Below are 17,923 nucleotides of genomic sequence, written 5' to 3' on the forward strand. Positions count from 1 at the left end.
AGCTCGGTCCCGAATCCCGTGTCGGCGACTTCGACGGCGAACACGATCAGCCGTTCGGGCTTGCGGTCCAGCGCTTCCGCGAGGCGGCCGATCGGTCCTGGTCACCGGGACTTCGGACCCCGAGGTCGGGTGTGGACGGTCACCGTCCGAGTTCGGACAGGACGGTCGCGGTGAGCGCGGGTACCGCCGCGGCCACGGCCGGGCTGAGCTCGGTCCCGAAACCCGTGTCGGCGACTTCGACGGCGAACACGATCAGCCGTTCGGGCTTGCGGTCCAGCGCTTCCGCGAGCTCGACGGCCTCCGGTACCCCGAAGCCGTGCGAGCTCGCGGCGGGGATGCTGTGCGGCAGCGACGTCCGGTGCCAGCGGCCCGGTGTCGAGGGCGCGCATCGCACGGCGTCCACTATGATCACCAGGTTGGCGCCGTCCCAGGTCTCCATCAGCCGCACCGGATCGCCGTCGCTGACCGCCGCCGGTGCCCCGAGCCGCGTGAGCTCCCGCGCCACCGCCGGCCCGACTCCGTCGTCGCGGCGGAACTCGTTGCCGACGCCGATGACGATGCTGCTCATGCCCGTTCCCTGGTGAAGTCGAGGAAGTGCGCGGAGCAGGAGACGCACGGGTCGTAGTTGCGGATCGTCTGCTCGCACAACGACTGCAGCGCGTGGTCGTCCAGGTGCTGGTAGGACCGCACGACATGGGTCACGTCGTCCTCGATGGCGGACTGGTTCTGCGAGGTGGGCGGAACGATGTCCGCGCTGAGGATCTTCCCGTCCGCGGCGAGTTCGTAGCGGTGGTACAGCAGGCCCCGTGGTGCTTCGGTGATGCCGTGCCCGACCGCGGCGCGTGGTGTCACCTCGACGCATGGCTCGGCGGGACGCTCGTATTCCGCGATGATCCGCAACGCCTCGTCCACCGCGTACACGACCTCGACCGCGCGCACGACGATGCTGCGGAACGGGTTGCGGCACACGGAATGCAGGCCCGCGTCGGCGGCGGCTTGCGCGGCGACGGGGGAGAGGCGGCCGGAGTTGAGGCTGTACCGGGCGAGCGGGCCGACGAGGAACAGCCGGTCGTCGAGGCGGGCGTGCAACGCCGTGGAGTGTGCCACCTGATGTTCGACCACGTGCACGCCGAACTCGTTGGCGGGGAAGGAGAGTCCGGTGCTGACGTGCGGTCTGCCGCGGTCGAGGGGGTAGCCCTCGGTGTCGCGCAACGCCATCAGGTCGTGCGGCGCATTGATGTCGGGGAAGTCGAACCCGGCCACCCACCGGACGGTCTCCAACGCGTTGTCGAGGGCATGCCGCAACGTTTCGGCCAGCGGGCGGAGCTCCTCGGCGGTCGGCACGCGGTAGAAGCCGCCGACGCGGACGTTCACCGGGTGGATCGCGCGGCCACCGATGAGGTCCATGATGCTGTTTCCCGCCTTCTTCAGCGCCAGCCCGCGCTCGACCAGCGCGCGGTGCTCGGTGGCCATGGCTATGCCGTCGGAAAAACCGAGGAAGTCGGGCGCGTGCAGCAGGTAGATGTGCAGCGCGTGGCTGGAGATCCATTCCCCGCAGTACAACAACTGCCGCAGTGCCCGCAGCTGACCGCCGACCTCGACCCCGCACGCGTCCTCGAGCGCGAGGCAGGCGCTCATCTGGTAGGCGACCGGGCAGATGCCGCAGATGCGGGCGGTGATGTCCGGTGGCTCGCGGAAGTCGCGGCCGCGCAGGAAGGCCTCGAAGAACCGCGGCGGTTCGTAGATGTTCAGCTCGACCCGGTCGACCTCGCCGTCGACGGTGCGTACGTGTAGCGCGCCTTCGCCCTCGACGCGGGCGAGGCCGGCGACCTGGAGCGTGCGGTTCGGCCGATGCGTCATGACCACTCCGCGGCGGCGTTGAAGGTCCGGAACACGAGGTGCAGCTGGTCGTCGCCCATGCCGCCGCGGCGCAGCAACGGGACCAACGCGGGCACGTTCGGCCGGTTCATCGGGCCGAAGCAGCCGTAGCAGCCTCGGTTCACCGCAGGGCAGAGCGCGCCGCAGCCGGCGTGTGTGACGGGGCCGAGGCAGGGCGTGCCGTCCGCCACCAGGACGCAGGTGAGGCCGCGGCGTTTGCATTCGGTGCACACGCTGGTGTCCGGGAGGTCGGGCTCCCGTCCGGCGAGCAACGCGGTGAGCAGCTCCAGCAGCTGGGTCTTGGAGATCGGGCAGCCGCGCAGCTCGTAGTCGACGGTCACGTGCGCGGAGATCGGGGTGGAGGTGGCGAGCGTCGCGATGTGGTCCGGGCGGGCATAGACGATCGAGCGGAACTCCTCGACGTCGGCGAAGTTGCGCAACGCCTGGATGCCGCCCGAGGTCGCGCACGCGCCGACCACCACGAGCACGCCGGACTGCTCGCGGATCCACCGGATCCGCTCGGCCTCCTCCGGTGTCGTCACGGATCCCTCGACGATCGAGATGTCGTACGGGCCGGGCTCGCTGACGCTCGTGACCTCCAGGAAGTGGGCGAACCGGATGTGCTCGGTCAACGGCAGCAGCTCGTCCTCGCAGTCCAGCAACGTCAGCTGGCAGCCGTCGCACGAGGTGAACTTCCACACCGCTGCCGTGGTCGTTTTCGGGGAGGGCATCACAGCTCCTTCGCCAGCAGGAGTGGTTCGGCGACCGGGTAGGGGACGACCGGGCCTTCCCGGCACAACAGCATCGGGCCGAGCTGGCAGTGCCCGCAGAGGCCGACGCCGCACTGCATGTTGCGTTCCAGCGACACCTGGATGCGGCCGGCGGGCACGCCGCGGCCGAGCAGTGTCCTGGCGCAGAACCGCATCATCGGTTCGGGTCCGCACAGCAGCGCGGTCGTGCACGCCGGGTCGAGCGGGACCGACGCGAGCGGTTCGGTGACGAACCCGATCCGGCCGTGCCAGTCGTGGTCGCCGCGGTCGACGGTCAGCACGGCCTCGACATCGGACAGACTCACGATCTCCTTCTCGTACAACAGGTCCTGTGGTGTCCGGGCGCCGGCGACGAGCACGGTGCGACGGGCCGGATGCGTGAGTACCGGCCGCAGGGGCGCCAGGCCGATGCCGCCCGCGACCACGAGCAGGTCTTCGACGTCGTCGAGCCGCCACGCTGTGCCGAACGGACCGCGGGCGCCGAGTACCGTGCCCTGCGCGGCGTCGTGCAGCGCGCGGCTGACCGCGCCGACCGCGCGGATCGTGTGCACGAGCGTGCCGTCACCGGGGATGCCGCTGACCGAGATGGGCACCTCGCCGACGCCGTGCGCGTAGAGCATGGCGAACTGACCGGGCCGGAAGGTGGGCAACGACTCGGCGACCGGCCGCAGCACCAGGGTCGCCGAGTCGTGGGTCTCGACGGTGCGCGTCACCACCCGGTAGGGCGTGGGCAGCCACGTCATGCGGGGTTCCGATACAGGTCGAGCAGCCGGATCCTGGTGGCCTGCAACCGGTTCAGCAGTGCCTCGAGCAGGATCTGCGACAGCTGGTAGCCCAGCGCGGGGTCCTCGTCCGCGAGCATCCGCAGCGCCTGGGTGTCCACGACGACAGCACGGGTGGGCGAGACGACCGTGGCGCCGAAGTGCCACTGGTAGGGCGGCAGGAGCCACGACCACCCGAGCAGCTCGCCGGGCCCGATGCTCTGCAGCACCACGCGTCCCCGGCCCGGCACCTGCGTGTCGACCATGACGCAGCCCGCGAGGATCACCCAGCACTGGTCGGCGAGACCGCCTTCCTCGAACAACCGGGTGCCCGCCTCGTAGGTCTCGATCCGGCTGACCCCGGCGACGGCCGCTCGCTGGCTGTGCGTGAGGCGCGCCAGCAACGGCAGCACGTCGAGTTTGGTCATGGGCGTGGTCATGGTCACTCACCGCCGAGTTGAGTCGTTTCGGCCAATGCCGCGGCTTCCTCGGTGATGTCGATGCCGGCCGGGCACCACGCGATGCACCGTCCACAACCGACACACCCGGACGTGCCGAACTGGTCGCGCCACGTGCCCAGCTTGTGGGTCATCCACTGGCGGTACCGCGCGGCGCCCGAGGTGCGCACCGCGCCGCCGTGCAGGTACGAGAAGTCGATCTCGAAGCAGGACGCCCAGCGCTGCGAGCGTTCCGCGTTCCCGTCGAGGTCGGTGGTGTCCTCGACGGAAACGCAGAAGCAGGTGGGGCACACCATCGTGCAGTTACCGCAGGTGAGGCAGCGCTCGGCCACGGCTTCCCAGTGTGCCGAGTCCCGGTTGGCGGCCAGCAGGTCCCGCAGGTCCACCTCGGGCATCGCGCGTCCCATGCGCTGTGCCGCGGCGTCCACGTCCTGCGCCGCCAGGGTGATGTCCTCCTGCGTGGCGGCACGGCCGGGCAGCCGGTCGAGCAGGCGGGTGCCTTCCACGGTGCCCGCCGCGGCGAGGAACCGGTGCCCGCCGGAGTCGATCCGCTCGGTGAGCGCGACGTCGTAGCCGGGACCGGCCGCGGGACCGCACCCCATCGAGGCGCAGAAGCAGAGCTCGCCCGGTTCGGTGCACTGGGCGGCGATCACGAACGGCGCCGGCCCGCCGACCACCTGCCGCAGCTTCGCGATCGCGGCGAGATCACAAGCTCGAACGCCGAGGAACGCGTAGTCCGGAGCAGTGTCCTGCGCGGTGCGGAATTCGTTGCCGTCACTGGACATCAGCACGCGGCGTGGCGGGTGCAGGAACCGCTTCCAGGACTGTGGCCCGGCCGAGTGGCCGAACACCGCCGCGTCGTCCCGCTTCCGCACCCGGTAGTGGCCCGCACCGATCTCGACACCCCACCCGCCGGGCAGATCAGCCGCGGAGTCCAGTTCCGCCAACGTGATCGCGTTGTCGCGCAGCACCGGGCCGACGACCACACGGCCGTCGTCCCGCAGCACGCGGATCAGCGCGTCGAGCCCGTCGAGGTCCAGGACCAGGTTCATGGCAGCGTCCTCCTGACTGGTTCCTCCATCGTCGCGAGCGGGCGTGGAGGCCCCCAGGGACGAAAGGCCCTCGGCGCCCGGCGCTTCGGTCCCTGTCCGCGCGATCCGGCCGGTGGTGGGCTTGACGTGGTGCAACGAGAGGAGATGCCCATGACGTCACCGGCTCGCCGTCCGGTGAGCTCGCTCATCCCCGACATCTGGGAGATATTCGACGCCTCCTGGCCGTTCGGCACCCGGCACCCGATGCACATCGAGGACTACGTGGAGAAGAACGCGTACGTCGTCCGTGCCGAGCTGCCCGGCCTGGACCCGGCCAAGGACATCAGCGTGAGCGCGACGGACGGCACGCTCACCATCACCGCCCAGCGCGAGGAGACCAAGCAGGAGCAGCAGCGGTCGGAGTTCCGCTACGGCTCGTTCAGCCGCACGGTCTCGCTGCCGGTGGGGGCGGACACGGAGAAGATCTCGGCGAAGTACGAGAAGGGAATTCTCGAAGTGCGCGTCCCGCTGGCCGCGCCGCCCGAGGAACGCAAGATCCAGATCGATGTCCAGCCCGAATGAGCTCAACCACCGGCTGGACACCGCGGCCGCGCACGCGTCCGCGAACGTGCCCGTCGTCTCGGCGGAGAACACCGCGAACGAGGCGCTCGAGGCCGTGCTCGGCAAGCGGTTCGACAGCGCGTCGGTCCTGGCCGTGTGCCGGGACGACGCGCTCGTCGGCCTGCTCACCATCGAACGACTCCTCGCCGCTCCCGGCGAGGCCGTCATCGGCGACCTCATGGATCCGGCGCCACCGACCGTGCATCCCGGAGCGGACCAGGAACACGTGGCCTGGCAGGCTGTCCAGCACGCCGAACCGGGTCTCGCCGTCGTGGACGGCACCGGCCGGTTCCGCGGCCTGATCCCACCGCAACGCCTGCTCGCCGTGCTGCTCGAGGAACACGACGAGGACCTGGCCCGGCTGGGTGGTTTCCTGTCGTCGTCGGCCTCGGCGAGACTCGCGTCCACCGAGCCGGTCGGCCGGCGGCTGTGGCACCGGCTGCCCTGGTTGCTCGTCGGGCTGGTGGGTGCCCTCCTGTCCGCGGTCGTGGTGGGCGGATACGAGGAACTGCTGGCGCGCCAGGTGCTGGTGGCGTTCTTCGTGCCCGGCGTGGTCTACATCGCCGACGCGATCGGCACCCAGACCGAGGCGCTCGTGATCCGCGGGCTGTCCGTCGGCGTCGGCATCGCGCGCGTCGCGGTGCGCGAGGTGCTGACCGGTGTCCTGCTGGGGGCGGTGCTGGCCGCGCTCGCGTTCCCGGTGATCGTGCTGGTGTGGGGCGATGTCCTGGTGGCATGGGCGGTCGCGATCGCCCTGCTCGCGGCGTCCTCCATCGCCACCGCGGTCGCCATGGCCCTGCCGTGGCTGTTCCACCGGCTCGGCCGCGACCCGGCGTTCGGCTCGGGTCCACTCGCGACTGTGGTGCAGGACCTGTTGTCGGTGCTGATCTACTTCGTCATCGCGACCGCGATCGTCTAGCAGATGCGGGGGAGCTGCTCGCCCACCAGGACGTCCACGATGCGCGACGCCCCCACCATTGTGTGCGCGATGACGCGGCCCGCGACGCCGTGGGTGACCTCGCCGATGACTGTCGCGCTCTCCCCTTCGGGCAGGGCGCGCATCGCTTCCAGGACGGCGTCGACGGAGTTCGGTGCCACGAAGGCGACGAGGCAGCCCTCGTTGGCGACGTGCATCGGGTCGAGGCCGAGCAGTTCGCATGCGGCGGCAACCTGCCGTGGCACCGGCACGGAGGTGTCGACGATCTCGACGCACACGCCGGACGCCTCGGCGATCTCGTTCAGCGAGCTGGCGAGGCCACCGCGGGTGGGGTCGCGCAGCGCGTGCACGTCCGCGCCGCCCGCCTCGATCATCGCGGCCACCAGCTCGTGCAACGGCCGGCTGTCCGAGGAGATCTCCGCGGAGAACCCGAGTCCTTCGCGGGCGCTGAGGATCGCGGTGCCGTGCAGGCCGATCGGCCCGGACACCAGGACGATGTCGCCCGGCACGGCGGCGGCCGCGGAGGGCCACGCGTCGCGCCGGCGCACGCCCACACCCGTGGTGGTGACATAAAGCCCGTCGGCGGCGCCGCGTCCCACGACCTTGGTGTCACCGGTGACGATCGGTACGCCGGCGGCACGGGCCGCGGCCGCCGCGGAGCGGGTGATCTCCCGCAGTTCGGAGATCGGCAGGCCTTCCTCGATGATGTAGGCGAGGCTCAGCGCGATCGGACGGGCGCCGCGCATGGCGAGGTCGTTGATGGTGCCGTGCACGGCCAGCGAGCCGATGTCGCCGCCGGGGAAGAACCGGGGTGTCACGACGTAGCTGTCGGTGCTGAACACCTGGTCGAGGCCGATGAGGGCGGCGTCCTCGAGCGGACCGGTGGCGCTCAGCTCCGGGGTGATCACGTCGGTGAGCAGCTCGGTCATGAGCTGTCCGCCCGAGCCGTGGCCGAGCAGTACGCGTTCGGTCTCCACGCGGGGCACCGGGCAGACAAGATCCATCACATCTCCAGTCCTCGGCCGGCGTTGTGGAACGCCGCGCAGGTTCCCTCGCTGGACACCATCGGTGCGCCGAGCGGAGTTCGCGGGGTGCAGGCGCGCCCGTAGGCGGCGCAGTCGGTCGGCACGCGGGTGCCGCGCAGGATGTCGCCCGCGATGCACAGTGGCGACTCGACCGTCACGACATCACCGACGGAGAACCGTTGCTCCGCATCGAAACCGGCGAACTCCGCGCTGAGGGCGAGGCCGCTCGCCGGGATCGGGCCGATGCCGCGCCACGTCCGGTCGGTCACCTGGAACACCGTCCGCACCGCGTCCTGTGCCGCGGCGTTTCCGGAGCGGCGCACCGCCCGGACGTACTGGTTCTCCACCTCGGCACGGCCGTCCTCGAGCTGCCGCACGGCCATGAGGATGCCCTCCAGCAGATCCAGCGGCTCGAATCCGGTGACCACGATGGGCACCTGGTACTTCAGCGCGATCGGTTCGTACTCGGTCCAGCCCATCACCGCGCAGACGTGCCCGGCGGCGAGGAACGCCTGCACCTGCGTGTCCGGCTCGTCCATCAGCGCGGTGATCGCCGGTGGCACGAGCACGTGGCTCACCAGCACGCTGAAGTTGTCCACCCCGGACGCCGCGGCGTGCAGCACGGCCATCGCGTTGGCGGGAGCTGTGGTCTCGAAGCCGACCGCCAGGAAGACCACGGACCGGCCGGGGTTCTCGTGCGCGATGCGGACGGCGTCGAGCGGTGTGTACACCACCCGCACGTCCGCGCCGCGCGCCTTGAGGCCCAGCAGGTCACCGGAGGTGCCCGGCACGCGGAGCATGTCGCCGTAGCTGGTGAAGATCACGTCCGGGCGGGCGGCGATGGCGAGTGCCTTGTCGATGATCTCCAACGGTGTCACGCACACCGGGCAGCCGGGGCCGTGGATCATCCGGATTCCGGCGGGCAGCAGTTCGTCGATGCCCTGGCGCACGATCGTGTGCGTCTGGCCGCCGCACACCTCCATGATCGTCCACGGCCGCGTCGCGGTGGCGTGCAGCTCGGCGAGCAGCCGCCGGGCCAGTACGGGATCGCGGTACTCGTCGAGGTACTTCACGATCCGAGCTCCGTCTCGATCGCGTCCGGCATGGCCCGCAGCACCGCCAGGGTCTTCGCCGCCTCTTCCTCGTCCACCAGGCTGATCGCGAACCCGACGTGCACGATCACGTAGTCGCCGACGCCCGCCTCGGGCGTGTAGGCGAGGCACACCGGCCGCCGCAGGCCGTCGAAGTCGACGGTGCCCGTACGCGGTTCGGTGTCCTGCAGGCCGACGATGCGGCCGGGGATCCCGAGACACATCAGTGCTCACCCCCTGCGAGCAGTGCCGCGGCGATGGCGGCCTGTCCGTAGCTGATTCCTCCGTCGTTCACCGGCACGCGTTCGCCCACCAGAACCTGGAATCCGTCGAGCCCACGGGTCACCTCGTCGACGAGCCCGCGGTTCTGGAACACCCCGCCGCCGAGGCACACCGTGCGGACGGTGCCCGCCACCTCGTTCACCAGTGCCACGGTGACCTCGGCGATGGTGGTGTGGAACCGGGCGGCGGCGACGCCCGCGGGTTCGCCGAGCAGGTCGCGCAGCGTCGGAATCGGGTCGTACACCCACATCCCGTCCCGCCGGTGCAGCTTCCAGTCCAGTGCCGGGCCGCTGTGGCCGTGTGCCGCGGCCTCCAGGAGCACGGCGGCCTCGCCCTCATAGGAGTTCTCGTCGCACAACCCCAGCAGCGCGGCGGCGGCGTCGAACAGCCTGCCCGCGCTGGAGGCGATCGGGCAGTTGACCCGCCGTTCGATCATGCGCCGGATGAGCTCTTGGTCGTCGACGTCGAAACAGTCCGGAATGGACGGTTCACCGAAGTCCTCGGCGCCGTACAGGTATCCCAGCGCCATGCGACCGGGGCGGCGGACCGCGACCTCACCGCCGGGCAGTGGCGCGCGGCCGAACCGGCCGACCCGCCGGTAGTCGCGGTAGGTCGCCAGGAGGATCTCGCCGCCCCACAGCGTGCCGTCGCCGCCGAGCCCCAGCCCGTCGTAGGCGACGCCGATGAACGGGCCGCGAACCCCGTGTTCGGCGGCTGTCGCGGCGACGTGGGCGTGGTGGTGCTGCACGGGGATGCGGCGTTCCCGCGGCCACCGCCGGGCGTGCCTGGTGGACAGGTAACGCGGGTGCAGGTCGTGGGCGCAGTAGTCGGGTGTCACGTCCTGCCACCGGCAGAGCGCCTCGGCGGTGCGTTCGAACGCCGTGAACGTCTCGACGTTCTCCAGGTCACCGGTGTGCGGACCGATCACCGCGCGGTCGCCCACCGCGAGCGTTGTCGTGTGCTTGAGCTGCGCCCCGAGCGCCAGCACCGGCGCGGGCGACGGCACGGGCAGCGGCAAGGAATCAGGGGCGAAACCCCTGGCCCTGCGCACCATGCGTCCCGCTCGCACGACGGAGTCGTCGTAGCGGGCGACGATCGGCCGATCGTGTGCGAGGATGCCGTCGACCAGCGGCCCGAGCGTTGCCTCCGCCCGTTCATCGGTGATCGCGATGGGTTCGCCGGATCGGTTCCCGCTGGTGACCACGAGTGGCCGGGCGAGGTCGTGCAGCAGCAGGTGATGCAGCGGGCTGTACGGCAGGAACAGTCCGACGTCCAGGGCCCCGTCCCGCGCCGGCAGCACCACGATCGGAGCCGCGGGCGACTCCAGCTGCCGCGCCGCGGCGGCGTCCACCACAGCCATCCCGCGTGCCTCGGACACATCGCGCACCATCACGGCCAGCGGCTTGCGCGGCCGGTGTTTCACGATCCGCAGCCGGGCGATCGCCTCGTCGTTCCGGGCGTCGCAGACGAGCTGGTAGCCACCGATGCCCTTGATCGCGACGATCCCACCTCGCGCGATCATGGACGTCGCGAGGTGCAGTGCCTCGCCACCCGTCACGGCGTCCCAGCGCAGCCGGGGACCGCAGTCCGGGCACGCCACGGGCTCCGCGTGGAACCGGCGGTCCGCGGGATCGTGGTACTCGGCCGAACACAGATCGCACAACGGGAAGCCGCGCATCGCCGTGCGCGACCGGTCGTACGGCAACGACTCGACGATGGTCGCCCTGGGACCGCAGTCGGTGCAGTTGATGAACGGGTAGCGGTAACGCCGGTCGTCCGGATCGAACAGCTCCCCGAGACACGCCTCGCACGTCGCGAGATCGGGCACCACCGTGCGGGGACCGACGCCGAAACCGCTGTCCCGCACGAAGAAATCCGTGAGTCCGAAGTCCTCCGCCGGGGTCACCGTGATGTCGTCGATGCGGGCGTGCGCGGGTGCACGGTCGCGCAGGTCCCGGCGGAAGGCCGCCAGCGTCTCCGGGTGCCCGGACGCGGTGATCACGACGTGACCACCCACGTTGCGGACGTCGCCGCGTATGCCCAGTGCGCTCGCGACCCGGTAGACGTGCGGCCGGAAGCCGACACCCTGCACGGTCCCGTGCACCTCGATGCGCTCGCTGTTCACCGGGCGCGCTCCAGCAGCAGCCGCCGTTCCGCCGAACCGATCGCGGCGCGGGTGGCCGGGACGGCGTCGGGGTTGACGGAGACGGAGGTGATGCCCAGTTCGACGAGTTTCTCGGCGAACTCGGGGTGGTTGGACGGTGCCTGGCCGCAGAGCGATGAGGTGATGCCGGCGTCGCGTGCGGCGGTGACGATGCGGCCGATCATGTCGAGGACGGCGGGGTCGGATTCGTTGAACAGTTCGGCGCATAGTTCGGAGTCGCGGTCGACGCCGAGCATGAGCTGGGTGAGGTCGTTGCTGCCGATGGAGATGCCGTCGATGCCGGACTTGGCGTATTCGGGGATCCAGTACGCCACGGACGGAACCTCGGCCATAACCCAGCGGTGCAGGCCGCGTTGGCGGCCGAGCGGGCTGCGGTCGATCTGTTCCAGACAGGCTTCCAGCTCCCACTTGGTCCGCACGAACGGGATCATCATGTGCAGGTTGGGTGTCTGTTCGCGAACCCGTGCAAGGGCTTGGAGTTCGAGGCCGAAGAGCATGGGGTCGCGGACGTAGCGGTAGCAGCCGCGGTAGCCGATCATGGGGTTGTGTTCGTGCGCCTCGAACTCGTCGCCGCCCTTGAGCTCACGGAACTCGTTGGTGCGGAAGTCCATCGTCCGGTAGACGACCGGACGCGGCGCAAAGGCGTGCGTGATCTGCAGCAGCGACCCGGTCATCGCGTCGAGGAACCGGTCGGCGCCGTGCTGGGCGAGGAACCGGCGCGGGTGTTCGGCGTCGAGCGCCTCGGTGAGCATGAACTCGGCGCGTAGCAGACCGACGCCGTCGACGGGCATGGCGGCGACTTCGGCGGCGTGTTCGGGCAGCGCGAGGTTGACGTACACGCGGGTGCCCAGCGCCTCGGTTGCGAGGACGGCCGGGGGGACGATGCGGGGTGCCGTGGTGATCGCGGCTGTGCCCGCGCGTACCTCGCCCGCCGCGCCGTCCACGGTCACCTGTTGACCGTCGCGTAGCACCGTGGTGGCGAGGCCGGTGCCGACGACGCAGGGGACACGCAGTTCGCGGGCCACGATGGCGGCGTGGCAGGTGATCCCGCCGCCATCGGTCACCACGGCGGAGGCGCGGCGCATGGTGGGCACCCAGTCGGGGTTGGTCATCTCGGCGACGAGCACTTCGCCGTCGCGCAGCCGTGCGCCCTCGTCCGGTGAGCGCAGCACGCGCACCCGGCCGGACGCGATGCCGGGTGAGGCGCCCAGGCCCGCGACGAGTGGACCGTCCGCGGGCTCGGGTTCCTCGTCCGGTAGCGTGGTGATGGGCCGGGACTGGACGAGCCAGGTCTTGCCGTCCGCGATGGCCCACTCGGTGTCCTGCGGGGCGCCGTAGTGGCGTTGCACGCGCACACCGAGCCTGCCGATCGCGACGGCCTCGTCCTTCGTCAAGACCTGCGTGTGCGATTCCTTCGGGGTCAACGCGACGTGCTGGTCGGCTCCGTCCGCGCCGCGTACGATCTTGTGTGACTTGCGGCCGACGCGAGTGTCCACTAGGGACACGATCTCGCCGTCGCGGTGCAGCACATAGGTGTCCGGTTCGACCGCGCCGCTGACGACGACCTCGCCGAGGCCGAACGAGGCCTCGATGACGATGCGGTTCCGGTCGCCGGTGGCGGGGTCGGCGGTGAACATGACGCCGGAGCGTTCGGAGTTCACCATCTGTTGCACGACGACGGCGATGGCGGGTTCCTCTGTGATGCCCTGTTCGGCGCGGTAGGCGAGTGATCGGGCGCCGAACAGCGAGGCCCAGCAGTCGATCAGCCGGTCGATCAGCTGGTCGTCGCCGCAGGTGTTGGTGAAGGTGCTGTTCATGCCCGCGAACGACGCGCCCGCGGTGTCCTCGGAGGTGGCGGACGAGCGGACCGCGACGGACACGGCGTTTCCCAGTCCGTGATAGGCGTCGAGTACCGCCGTCCGCACCTGTTCGGCGACGCCTGCCTTGCGCACCAGCGCCTGCATGCGTTCGGCGCACTCGGCGAGCGCGTCCGTGGTCGTGGAGCGGTCGAGCGCGATGGTCAGCAGCTCGGCGAGCTCTTCGCGGACCTGGGTCATCGACGCGCGGTAGGCGTCGGCGGTCACGACGTAGCCGGGTGGGACGGGCAGGCCGGCGCGCGTCAGCTCACCGAGGTTCGCGCCCTTGCCGCCCGCGACGTCGGTGTCGTTCTTGCCGAGGTCGGTGAAGGTCCGGACGTACTGGCTCATCGCAGCTCCTCGAGGACGTCGATCAGGGGTCGGCGCGGTGTCGGGGGCAGGGGGTCGGCGTTGAACCCGGCCCAGCCGATGCGCAGCACCATCTGCGGGCAGCTGGTACCGCCGAGCACGTGGTCGCGCACGAGGTCCTTGGTGCTGAGCACTTCCAGGGGCTGGCTCAGCGGACACGTGGCGAGCCCGGCGCTCGTGGCCTCGAGCAGGACCGCGCTGGTCGCCTCACCCGCTCGTAGCCGTGAGAGCGTGTCGTCGGAGGAGGTGCTGAGCACGAACAGCGATCCGGCGTCCTCGGAGAGTTGCCTGCGGTCGGTCTGCAGCAGCTCGCCTGCGGAGAACTCGCGGACCTGGACGTCGCCGTAGGTCCGTTCGCCGGACGGGATGTTGGCGGCCGGGACCCCGGCGACGGAGCCGGTGTGCATGCCGCTCCACGCCCGGATCTCCGATCGGTATTCGGGGTCGCTCTCCTGCGCCGCGGCGGCTTGGGCGATCGCGGCCACCAGGTGGTAGCGCGCCTCGGCCGTTCCAACCTCGCGGGCGAGCACGCCCTCGTCCTCCGCCCGTGTGACGAGCTGCTTGATCAGCTCGCCGGGCACGGCCCACGACGAGTAGGCACGCCGGTCGGTGCGGCGCCGGGGGATGGCGGCGGCGAGGGCGATGTCCGCCTGCGTGGGTTCGTGCCGCGTGAACTCGACCGCGGCGAGGTGGTCCGGGTCGGCGGGGTTGGGCAGCCGGTGCACGATCGCGCGCCAGCCCAGCGCGGCCAGGCCGACCCGCAGGTGGTGCAGCGCGGCGCCGCAGCTGATGATCAGATCCGCGCCATACGGGTCCGTCGCGAGCATGCTCCGGGTCTGGTCGGCGTACAGGTGCACGCTCCGTTCACCGAGCTTCCAGCGCCACGGCTGGGAGTTGTGCACCGAGGGTGCGCGGCAGGCCAGCGACAGGGCGGCCCGCAGGGTCTTCTCGTCCGGCTGCATCCTGCTCACCTCCAGGTAATGGTTCTCTTGACCGTGTCACCGCCGGATCGCCGGGTTCAGGGGCCTAGGTCCCGGCCCTTCAGGGCATGCCGTCCTGCGCGGCGGCGAGGCTCGCGCGGCACCAGCGGTGCCCGGTCACCTTGATCACATGGTCGGCGGAGCGCACGCAGTGGTGCAGCCAGCACCAGCGCGAGCCCGCGGTCGCGCACATCGGCGAAGTGCGGCGCGCGGGCGATATCGGCGGCGGCGAGAAGTGGCGTGGTCATGGCGTGCTCCCGGATTCGGTGTGGCATCCAGACTTCGCCGCCGGAGCTGAGCCGGACACCACAGCCGGACTCCACTTTCGCTGAGCCCAGGGGCTCATCCGTGACGCGACGAAGGGCCCTGGGGCGCACCGCGTTCGCCGGGAAACCCTGAACCCGGAGGTGGACCATGACCACGACGCTGCTGTCCCGAATCGTCCACACGGCCTTTCCGGGCCGTAACCGGCTCGCCGGTGCGGGTGACCGCGTGGAGGCCGCCGTGCTCATCGGCGCGGTCGCGGTGGCGCTCCTGGCCGTCCCGATCGCGGGTGCCACGGGCTCGGAGATCTATGCGACGCAGAAGGTGCAGGCCGCCGGGCAGCAACAGACCCGGCACCGCGCGCAGGCCGTGCTCATCGAGAACGCCCCGCCGATGATCGGTTCCGCCGAGAAGGGCGGCGTCGTGGAGTCCGCACCCGTGGCCGCGGCGTGGCGGCTGCCTGACGGCATGACCCGTGAGGGCACGGTTCAGGCGCACTACGGCGCGCAGGCCGGTGCCACCCTCCCGATCTGGATCGACGACAACGGCGACATCGCCGACCCGCCGCTGACGCCGCAGGGCGCGGCGATCAACGCGATCATCCTCGCGCTGCTGCTCTGGGGCGGGATGTCGGGCACGATGGCGGTGCTGTACCTCGTGGTCCGATTCGTGCACTCGCGGTTCCGCCTGCGCCGGTGGGGCGCGGAATGGGACCGGATCGCCCCCGAGTGGACCGGTCGCTGAGTCACCGTCTCCTCAGCGACGACCCTCTCCGCCTCCAACCGCTCTGGGGACGTCGCCCGCGGTGTAACAGGGCACTTCGACTCACTGTGGCCGGGTCGCCGGCTACTGCCTCCGGCCGCGCGTGCGCGTGATGGTGCAGGGGAAGGAGGTTGAGATGACTACTGCGACCGCCGGTTATCCGGTGCGCGTGCACGCGCGCCTGGATCCCGGTCTGAGCCGCTGGCTGTGGCTGGTGAAGTGGCTTCTCGCGATCCCGCACTACGTGGTGCTCGCGTTCCTGTGGGTCGGGTTCGTGGTGTTCAGCGTGGTGGCGTTCTTCGCGATCCTGTTCACCGGCCGCTACCCGCGGGTGTTGTTCGACTTCAACGTCGGCGTGCTGCGCTGGTCGTGGCGCGTCGCCTACTACGCCTACGGGGCGCTGGCGACGGACCGGGTACCCGCCGTTCAGCCTCGGCCCCGAGCCGGACTACCCGGCGACACTGGACATCGCGTATCCGGACCACCTGTCGCGCGGGCTGGTCCTGGTGAAGTGGTGGCTGCTCGCGATTCCGCACTACCTGATCGTCGGCTTCTTCGTCGGTGGCGGCAGCTATGTCGCCTATCGGACGGGGGAGACGGTCTACAACTCCGGTGGCGGCCTGGTCAGCCTGCTCGCGTTGTTCGCGGCTGTGGCGTTGCTGTTCACCGGCCGCTACCCGCAGGGCGTGTTCGACTTCGTGCTCGGCATGGACCGCTGGGCGCTGCGCGTCGCGGCCTACGCCGGCCTGATGACCGACTCCTACCCACCGTTCCGGTTCGACTCGGGTGGCGACGAGCCCGGCGTCACCACGATCGACCAGACCCCGCCACCCACGCCGAGCGGCAGGGGCGGTTGGTCTGGCGGCCGGATCGCGGCCGTGCTGATCGGGGCCCTGCTGCTGATCAGCGGCGCCGGGATGGCGGCGACCGGTGGCGTCGGGTTGTGGGCCGACCAGACGCAGCGCGATGCGCAGGGGTACCTGAGTTCTGGCACGTATCACGTTCATAGCGACGGCTATGCGCTCGAGTTCGGCACGGTCGAGTTCCGGTGGACCGCGGCGGACTGGGCCGTCGGTGATGGGTTCGTCGGCGACATCCGGCTGACGGCGGGTGGCAACCGGTTCATCGGCATCGGTCGCGCGGACGACGTCGCGCGGTATCTGTCCGGTGTGGAGCGAGACGAGGTGAACGGCATCGGTCCGCGGGTCAACTACCGGCACCGCACCGGTGGCGCTGCGGCGGATCCGCGCGCCCAGACGTTCTGGGTCGTCGCCGGCACCGGGTCGGTGGACTGGCGGGCCGAGCCGGGCAGCTGGACCGTTGTGGTGCTGAACCCGGACGGCACGCGCGTCGTCGACACGGACGTGTCCGCGTCGGCGACGATTCCCGCGTTGGGAGCGGTGTCGATCGGCCTGCTGGCCGGCGGAGTCGTGCTGTTCCTGCTGGGCGGCATGCTGGTCGCCTTCGCCGCGGTGCGGGCATCAGAGCGTGACGGAGCCTCGCAATCGCCAGGCGCCCAGCCCGGACAGCCCGCCGGCGGTGACGAGTAGCACGGCCGGTTGCGGCGCCACGCTCACCAGGTCACCACCGTGCCTGGTGAGCGTGGCGCCCGTCGTTGGCCCATGCCCGCGCCGTTCGGGCCGAGGTCACCGAAACTCCTGCGCGGTCCGCGACACGACAGGACCGTCAACGCGATCTCCCTCCAACGGCACCACGACGACCGGACACGACGCGTGCCGCAGGCAGTAGCTCGTGACCGAGCCCATGACGATGGCCGAACCCTTGCGGTAGCCGTGCCCGCCGAGCACGAGGGAGTCCGCGTCCGCGGCGATCTCGACGAGCACGCGGCCGGGTGCTCCACTCGGTACGAGTTCCTCGACGACCACACCTTCGGTGTCCACGGCGTCGATGGCCAGCCGCAGTTCGCGTTCGTGCATCTCGCGGAACGGGTCCGCGCCGGCGTGCCCGGTGACCGGCAGCGGGACGCTCGACGGCGGCACGGGGTGGATCTGGCAGACCGATACGGCCAGCACGGACTTTCCGGTGCGCCGGGCCTGGTCCGCCGCCCAGGCGAGCGCGGCGGCGCTGGCCGGGGAGGCGTCGATGCCCACGACGATCTTGCTCATGATCAGCTCCTCCGCAGCGGCACGACGACCTCGGTGAGGTAGTCCGCCGGACTGCTCGTGTCGTTGGGGCCGTTGAGATACAGCTCCCTCGGTGGACCGGCCTGGTGTCGTCCGTGCTCGTGAATCCACTCGAACACGGCCTCGTAGGCGGCGCTGATGTCCTCATGGCCGCCGCGGTGGAAGGCCTGCGCGGCCGGCCCGCCCGGCAGCTCCACCACGTCGACGTCACCGTTGGCGGCGGGCGTCCTCGAGATGGGCAGGTACAGGTCGAGGTCCACCTCACCGTACGGTTCGAACTCGCCGGGATACGCCAGCTGCGGTGGTCCGGTCGGCACCGCACCGGATCGCGCGGCGAACTCGTACAGTTCCTTGAAGCCCTGGCCGACGGCGTCACCGATCTTCGCCGTGCTCGTGTGGACACGCAGGTGCGAAGCGGTGGCCGAGGCCAGTTCGGTGAGCTGCACTTGGTATGTCATGACTTTGAGCATCCGAAGGTGCGGTCGCGGTCAGCAGAGCCGAACGACGCGCCACAGCAGGGACCTTCGGGC

The 17,923-nt window shown here is 70.8% G+C and carries 19 protein-coding genes and 1 pseudogene; 5 read left to right on the top strand and 15 right to left on the bottom strand.

Annotated elements, in window-relative coordinates; genetic code table 11:
- Window positions 1-139: 139 nt before the first annotated feature.
- The 6 genes from QSK35_RS00535 to QSK35_RS00560 are packed head-to-tail and all read right to left on the bottom strand — an operon-like array spanning window position 140 to window position 4,919.
- Complete coding sequence (locus QSK35_RS00535; protein WP_285741172.1) at window positions 140-568, bottom strand: hydrogenase maturation protease; 429 nt, start codon at window positions 566-568, stop codon at window positions 140-142.
- Complete coding sequence (locus QSK35_RS00540; protein ID WP_285741173.1) at window positions 565-1,860, bottom strand: Ni/Fe hydrogenase subunit alpha; 1,296 nt, start codon at window positions 1,858-1,860, stop codon at window positions 565-567. Before QSK35_RS00540 ends, QSK35_RS00535 begins: the two co-directional genes overlap by 4 nt.
- Window positions 1,857-2,609 carry an NADH-quinone oxidoreductase subunit B family protein gene (locus QSK35_RS00545; protein ID WP_285741174.1) on the bottom strand — a complete coding sequence of 251 codons (753 nt, stop codon included), beginning with the start codon at window positions 2,607-2,609 and terminating at the stop codon, window positions 1,857-1,859. Before QSK35_RS00545 ends, QSK35_RS00540 begins: the two co-directional genes overlap by 4 nt.
- Window positions 2,609-3,391: an FAD/NAD(P)-binding protein gene (locus QSK35_RS00550; RefSeq protein WP_285741175.1), complete on the bottom strand. Its 783-nt coding sequence runs from the start codon at window positions 3,389-3,391 to the stop codon at window positions 2,609-2,611. Before QSK35_RS00550 ends, QSK35_RS00545 begins: the two co-directional genes overlap by 1 nt.
- Window positions 3,388-3,849, bottom strand: a complete 462-nt coding sequence (locus QSK35_RS00555; protein ID WP_285741176.1) for a Crp/Fnr family transcriptional regulator — start codon at window positions 3,847-3,849, stop codon at window positions 3,388-3,390. The genes QSK35_RS00550 and QSK35_RS00555 overlap by 4 nt, the downstream gene beginning before the upstream one ends.
- A gap of 2 nt (window positions 3,850-3,851) precedes the next feature.
- Window positions 3,852-4,919 carry a 4Fe-4S dicluster domain-containing protein gene (locus QSK35_RS00560; protein WP_285741177.1) on the bottom strand — a complete coding sequence of 356 codons (1,068 nt, stop codon included), beginning with the start codon at window positions 4,917-4,919 and terminating at the stop codon, window positions 3,852-3,854.
- 150 nt (window positions 4,920-5,069) lie between these two features.
- On the opposite strand from QSK35_RS00560, the gene QSK35_RS00565 reads away from it, so the two are divergent.
- On the top strand, window positions 5,070-5,480 hold the full coding sequence (locus QSK35_RS00565; protein ID WP_285741178.1) for an Hsp20/alpha crystallin family protein: 411 nt from the start codon (window positions 5,070-5,072) through the stop codon (window positions 5,478-5,480).
- On the top strand, window positions 5,464-6,438 hold the full coding sequence (locus QSK35_RS00570) for a magnesium transporter (protein WP_285741179.1): 975 nt from the start codon (window positions 5,464-5,466) through the stop codon (window positions 6,436-6,438). The genes QSK35_RS00565 and QSK35_RS00570 overlap by 17 nt, the downstream gene beginning before the upstream one ends.
- Here QSK35_RS00570 and hypE read toward each other — a convergent pair.
- The 7 genes from hypE to QSK35_RS00605 all read right to left on the bottom strand — a co-directional run bounded on the left by hypE (window position 6,435) and on the right by QSK35_RS00605 (window position 14,416).
- Window positions 6,435-7,460: a hydrogenase expression/formation protein HypE gene (hypE, locus tag QSK35_RS00575; RefSeq protein ID WP_285741180.1), complete on the bottom strand. Its 1,026-nt coding sequence runs from the start codon at window positions 7,458-7,460 to the stop codon at window positions 6,435-6,437. The genes QSK35_RS00570 and hypE overlap by 4 nt on opposite strands.
- A complete protein-coding gene (hypD, locus tag QSK35_RS00580) occupies window positions 7,460-8,554 on the bottom strand; it encodes a hydrogenase formation protein HypD (protein ID WP_285741181.1) in 1,095 nt (364 codons plus the stop codon). Before hypD ends, hypE begins: the two co-directional genes overlap by 1 nt.
- Window positions 8,551-8,796, bottom strand: a complete 246-nt coding sequence (locus QSK35_RS00585; protein ID WP_285741182.1) for a HypC/HybG/HupF family hydrogenase formation chaperone — start codon at window positions 8,794-8,796, stop codon at window positions 8,551-8,553. Before QSK35_RS00585 ends, hypD begins: the two co-directional genes overlap by 4 nt.
- On the bottom strand, window positions 8,796-10,979 hold the full coding sequence (gene hypF, locus QSK35_RS00590; RefSeq protein WP_285741183.1) for a carbamoyltransferase HypF: 2,184 nt from the start codon (window positions 10,977-10,979) through the stop codon (window positions 8,796-8,798). Before hypF ends, QSK35_RS00585 begins: the two co-directional genes overlap by 1 nt.
- A complete protein-coding gene (ppsA, locus tag QSK35_RS00595; RefSeq protein ID WP_285741184.1) occupies window positions 10,976-13,225 on the bottom strand; it encodes a phosphoenolpyruvate synthase in 2,250 nt (749 codons plus the stop codon). The genes hypF and ppsA overlap by 4 nt, the downstream gene beginning before the upstream one ends.
- Complete coding sequence (locus QSK35_RS00600) at window positions 13,222-14,214, bottom strand: Acg family FMN-binding oxidoreductase (RefSeq protein WP_285741185.1); 993 nt, start codon at window positions 14,212-14,214, stop codon at window positions 13,222-13,224. Before QSK35_RS00600 ends, ppsA begins: the two co-directional genes overlap by 4 nt.
- Before the next feature lie 70 nt (window positions 14,215-14,284).
- The gene (locus QSK35_RS00605) at window positions 14,285-14,416 is read right to left on the bottom strand and encodes a hypothetical protein (RefSeq protein WP_285741186.1); all 132 of its coding nucleotides are present in this window, start codon (window positions 14,414-14,416) and stop codon (window positions 14,285-14,287) included.
- Window positions 14,417-14,637: 221 nt separating this feature from the next.
- Here QSK35_RS00605 and QSK35_RS00610 point away from each other — a divergent pair, with 221 nt between their 5' ends.
- The 3 genes and pseudogenes from QSK35_RS00610 to QSK35_RS00620 all read left to right on the top strand — a co-directional run bounded on the left by QSK35_RS00610 (window position 14,638) and on the right by QSK35_RS00620 (window position 16,799).
- Window positions 14,638-15,231: an Rv1733c family protein gene (locus QSK35_RS00610; RefSeq protein ID WP_285741187.1), complete on the top strand. Its 594-nt coding sequence runs from the start codon at window positions 14,638-14,640 to the stop codon at window positions 15,229-15,231.
- Window positions 15,232-15,385: 154 nt separating this feature from the next.
- Window positions 15,386-15,610 (top strand): annotated as a pseudogene (locus QSK35_RS00615) (DUF4389 domain-containing protein); the annotation flags it as partial.
- Between the two features lie 145 nt (window positions 15,611-15,755).
- Window positions 15,756-16,799: a DUF4389 domain-containing protein gene (locus QSK35_RS00620; protein ID WP_285741188.1), complete on the top strand. Its 1,044-nt coding sequence runs from the start codon at window positions 15,756-15,758 to the stop codon at window positions 16,797-16,799.
- 96 nt (window positions 16,800-16,895) lie between these two features.
- Here the strand turns inward: QSK35_RS00620 and QSK35_RS00625 are convergent, their stop codons facing one another.
- Window positions 16,896-17,375 (bottom strand): universal stress protein, encoded by a 480-nt coding sequence (locus QSK35_RS00625; RefSeq protein WP_285741189.1) that lies wholly within the window; start codon window positions 17,373-17,375, stop codon window positions 16,896-16,898.
- Window positions 17,376-17,377: 2 nt separating this feature from the next.
- Window positions 17,378-17,851, bottom strand: a complete 474-nt coding sequence (locus tag QSK35_RS00630) for a GyrI-like domain-containing protein (protein ID WP_285741190.1) — start codon at window positions 17,849-17,851, stop codon at window positions 17,378-17,380.
- Between the last annotated feature and the right edge of the window lie 72 nt (window positions 17,852-17,923).

Source organism: Lentzea sp. NBRC 105346 (assembly GCF_030269605.1).
Lineage (GTDB): Bacteria > Actinomycetota > Actinomycetes > Mycobacteriales > Pseudonocardiaceae > Lentzea.

Coding starts and splice junctions, on each gene's coding strand:
- QSK35_RS00535 (WP_285741172.1), bottom strand. CDS start 568: ATGAGCAGCATCGTCATCGGCGTCGGCAACGAGTTCCGCCGCGACGAC.
- QSK35_RS00540 (WP_285741173.1), bottom strand. CDS start 1,860: ATGACGCATCGGCCGAACCGCACGCTCCAGGTCGCCGGCCTCGCCCGC.
- QSK35_RS00545 (WP_285741174.1), bottom strand. CDS start 2,609: ATGCCCTCCCCGAAAACGACCACGGCAGCGGTGTGGAAGTTCACCTCG.
- QSK35_RS00550 (WP_285741175.1), bottom strand. CDS start 3,391: ATGACGTGGCTGCCCACGCCCTACCGGGTGGTGACGCGCACCGTCGAG.
- QSK35_RS00555 (WP_285741176.1), bottom strand. CDS start 3,849: ATGACCACGCCCATGACCAAACTCGACGTGCTGCCGTTGCTGGCGCGC.
- QSK35_RS00560 (WP_285741177.1), bottom strand. CDS start 4,919: ATGAACCTGGTCCTGGACCTCGACGGGCTCGACGCGCTGATCCGCGTG.
- QSK35_RS00565 (WP_285741178.1), top strand. CDS start 5,070: ATGACGTCACCGGCTCGCCGTCCGGTGAGCTCGCTCATCCCCGACATC.
- QSK35_RS00570 (WP_285741179.1), top strand. CDS start 5,464: ATGTCCAGCCCGAATGAGCTCAACCACCGGCTGGACACCGCGGCCGCG.
- hypE (WP_285741180.1), bottom strand. CDS start 7,460: ATGGATCTTGTCTGCCCGGTGCCCCGCGTGGAGACCGAACGCGTACTG.
- QSK35_RS00585 (WP_285741182.1), bottom strand. CDS start 8,796: ATGTGTCTCGGGATCCCCGGCCGCATCGTCGGCCTGCAGGACACCGAA.
- ppsA (WP_285741184.1), bottom strand. CDS start 13,225: ATGAGCCAGTACGTCCGGACCTTCACCGACCTCGGCAAGAACGACACC.
- QSK35_RS00605 (WP_285741186.1), bottom strand. CDS start 14,416: ATGTGCGCGACCGCGGGCTCGCGCTGGTGCTGGCTGCACCACTGCGTG.
- QSK35_RS00610 (WP_285741187.1), top strand. CDS start 14,638: ATGACCACGACGCTGCTGTCCCGAATCGTCCACACGGCCTTTCCGGGC.
- QSK35_RS00625 (WP_285741189.1), bottom strand. CDS start 17,375: ATGAGCAAGATCGTCGTGGGCATCGACGCCTCCCCGGCCAGCGCCGCC.
- QSK35_RS00630 (WP_285741190.1), bottom strand. CDS start 17,851: ATGACATACCAAGTGCAGCTCACCGAACTGGCCTCGGCCACCGCTTCG.